This is a genomic window from Phenylobacterium sp. (genome assembly GCF_031181185.1).
Classification (GTDB): domain Bacteria; phylum Pseudomonadota; class Alphaproteobacteria; order Caulobacterales; family Caulobacteraceae; genus Phenylobacterium.
This window is the reverse complement of record NZ_JAPSKZ010000319.1, coordinates 1-1,978: the sequence shown is the minus strand read 5'-3', so window position 1 is coordinate 1,978 and position 1,978 is coordinate 1. Positions and strand designations below refer to the sequence as shown.

4 protein-coding genes are annotated in these 1,978 nt (G+C 70.9%); 3 read left to right on the top strand and 1 reads right to left on the bottom strand.

Translation table 11 applies throughout. The features are described from left to right. From RIF93_RS20425 to RIF93_RS20415, 3 genes are all read left to right on the top strand, one after another. Positions 1–660: LysE family translocator (locus tag RIF93_RS20425; protein ID WP_309093273.1), on the top strand; the 660-nt coding region annotated here is incomplete at its 5' end. A 62-nt stretch (positions 661–722) separates the two neighbouring features. Further along, a complete protein-coding gene (locus tag RIF93_RS20420) occupies positions 723–1,241 on the top strand; it encodes a nuclear transport factor 2 family protein (RefSeq protein ID WP_309093272.1) in 519 nt (172 codons plus the stop codon). A 69-nt stretch (positions 1,242–1,310) separates the two neighbouring features. Then, complete coding sequence (locus RIF93_RS20415; RefSeq protein ID WP_309093271.1) at positions 1,311–1,463, top strand: hypothetical protein; 153 nt, start codon at positions 1,311–1,313, stop codon at positions 1,461–1,463. Positions 1,464–1,466: 3 nt separating this feature from the next. Here the strand turns inward: RIF93_RS20415 and RIF93_RS20410 are convergent. Then, positions 1,467–1,978, bottom strand: a 512-nt coding sequence (locus RIF93_RS20410) for a DALR anticodon-binding domain-containing protein (RefSeq protein ID WP_309093270.1), incomplete at its 5' end; no start/stop codon positions are given.

The following is a 1,978-nucleotide window of genomic DNA, read 5'->3' as shown; positions in this document are numbered from 1 at the left end:
CGCCGCGCGCGGCGCCACCTGCAGGCGATGCCCGATCCCGCCCTCTGGTTCGCCTTCGCCCTCGTCGCCCTCGGCATGGCCCTGACGCCGGGGCCCAACATGATCTACCTGGTGTCGCGGGCGATCAGCCAGGGCCGGGCGGCGGGCTGGATCTCGCTGATCGGCACGGCCCTGGCGTTCATCCTCTACATGCTCTCGGCGGCGTTGGGGATCTCAGCGATCTTCATGGCCGCGCCGCTGGCCTACGATGTGCTGCGGTTCGCGGGCGCGGCCTATCTCGCGTACCTGGCCTGGCAGGCGCTGAAGCCCGGCGGCCGCTCCCCTTTCCACGTGAGGGAGCTGCCCAAGGACACGCCGCGCAAGCTGGTCGCCATGGGGTTCCTGACCAATCTGCTGAACCCGAAGGCGGCGGTGCTGTACCTGTCGCTGCTGCCGCAGTTCATCGACCCGGAGCGCGGGGCGGTGCTGACCCAGTCGCTGGTGCTGGGCTTCACCCAGATCGCGGCCAGCGTGGTCGTGAACGCCACCATGATCGCCCTGGCCGGCACGATCTCGATCTTCCTGGCCCGGCGGCCCGGCTTCGTCACCGTCCAGCGCTGGCTGATGGGCACCGTCCTGGGGGCGCTCGCCATCCGCATGGCCACGGAAGCACGGCGCTAGCGACTTGCCGCGGCGGTTGGGCCGCCCCAACTCAGGCTAAAGCTTCAGCGCCGGAGATGCCTATGTCCCTGCTTCCCACGCTTGCCCTCGCCGCGGCCGTCTTCACGGCAGGCGCCGCGGCGGCCGATCCCCGGGACGAGGCGCGGGTGCGCCAGATCGCGCTCGGCATCCCGACCAACGTGGACCTGCGCAACTTCGACGCCATCCAGCCGCTGTTCGCCGACCCGGTGGTCATCGACTACACCAGCCTTTGGGGCGGCGAGCCGCAGACGATGCGGCCCGCCGAACTGATGGCCGCCTGGCGCGGCATCGTGCCCGGCTTCGACGCGACCTGGCACGAGATCTCGGACCTGCAGGTGAAGGTGACCGGCGACCGCGCCACGGCGACCAGCCGGGTGGACGGCCGCCACTGGCTGGGCGAGCAGGTGTGGCGACCGGTCGGCCGCTATGACTTCCAACTCGCGCGGCAGGGCGACGCCTGGAAGGTGACCCGGATGACCCTGACCGTCACCGAGGAGCGCGGCGACCGCAAGCTGGTCGACCAGGCGCGGGCGCGCGCGGGAAAGGCCGCCGGAGAATAGGCGCCGCCGCCGCAGTCCCGACGCGTTTCCCGTGCGTTATGGCGCGCGAGGACGGGAGGCGCGTCAGGAATGCCGGCTTCACACGAGACGTTCTGGTGGCTGGTCGCCTTGGTCGGGCTGGCGGTGGTGGTGTTCGCCGCCTTGCTATGGCTGCGGCTGACGCGACGCGCCGAGCGCGAGCGGCGGGCGGAAGAGGTGCGGCGGGACGACCCCGCCGCCTAAGCCCTACATCCGGTCCGGCACGCTGATGCCGAGGATGTCCAGCGCCAGCTCCAGCTGCTTCAGCGTCGCCTGGGCGAGCGTCAGGCGCGAGCCGCGCACCGGCTCGGGCGCGACCAGGATCGGGCAGGCGGCGTAGAACTTGGAGAAGGCCTGGCTGAGACGGTAGGCGTGCTCGGCCACCGCGTTCGGCGCCTTCTTGTCGTAGGCCTCCTGCAGCGCCGCCTCGAATGCGTCCAGCGTCAGGACAAGATCGCGCTCGGCCGGTTCGGTCACGCTCACCGGACCCGCCGCGGCGCCCTCGGCCTCGGCCTTGCGCAGCAGGGATTTCACGCGAACGGCCTGGTAGAGCAGGTACGGGCCGGTCTTGCCTTCGAAGCTGGTGAAGCGGTCGAGGTCGAAGACGTAGGAGGTGCCGCGGAAGTTCGAGAGGTCGGCGAACTTCAGGGCAGCGACCGCGACCTTGGCCGCGATGTCCTCGAACTCCGTCTCGGGCGGGTCTGGGCGAAGACCTGCCC